This is a genomic window from Aureimonas altamirensis, from assembly GCF_001463885.1.
In the GTDB taxonomy this organism is placed as follows: domain Bacteria; phylum Pseudomonadota; class Alphaproteobacteria; order Rhizobiales; family Rhizobiaceae; genus Aureimonas; species Aureimonas altamirensis.
Map to the genome: position 1 here is coordinate 1 of NZ_BBWQ01000003.1, position 791 is coordinate 791.

Annotated in this window: 1 protein-coding gene; it reads left to right on the top strand. The window is 62.3% G+C overall.

Translation table 11 applies throughout. The features are described 5' to 3' along the window. Positions 1–791: elongation factor Tu (locus AUL31_RS02725; protein WP_060600989.1), on the top strand; the 791-nt coding region annotated here is incomplete at both ends.

Here is a 791-nt window from a genome sequence, read left to right on the forward strand (position 1 = left end):
AAGAGCAAATTCGAGCGTAACAAGCCGCACGTCAACATCGGCACGATTGGTCACGTTGACCATGGCAAGACGTCGCTGACGGCGGCGATCACGAAGTACTTCGGCGAGTTCCGTGCGTACGACCAGATTGACGCGGCGCCGGAAGAGAAGGCGCGCGGCATCACGATTTCGACGGCGCACGTTGAGTACGAGACGGAGAACCGTCACTACGCGCACGTGGACTGCCCGGGTCACGCGGACTATGTGAAGAACATGATCACGGGTGCGGCGCAGATGGACGGGGCGATCCTCGTTTGTTCGGCGGCGGACGGCCCGATGCCGCAGACGCGCGAGCACATTCTTCTGGCGCGTCAGGTTGGCGTTCCGGCGATCGTGGTGTTCCTGAACAAGGTCGACCAGGTTGACGACGCGGAGCTTCTCGAGCTTGTCGAGCTCGAGGTTCGCGAGCTTCTGTCGAGCTACGAGTTCCCGGGCGACGACATTCCGATCGTGAAGGGTTCGGCGCTTGCAGCGCTTGAGGATTCGGACAAGAAGATCGGCGAAGACGCGGTCCGCGAGCTGATGGCAGCGGTCGATGCGTACATCCCGACGCCGGAGCGTCCGATCGACCAGCCGTTCCTGATGCCGATCGAGGACGTGTTCTCGATTTCGGGTCGCGGTACGGTTGTGACGGGCCGCGTCGAGCGCGGGATCGTCAAGGTTGGCGAGGAAGTCGAGATCGTCGGCATCCGCGACTCCAAGAAGACGACGGTTACGGGCGTCGAGATGTTCCGCAAGCTTCTGGACCAGGG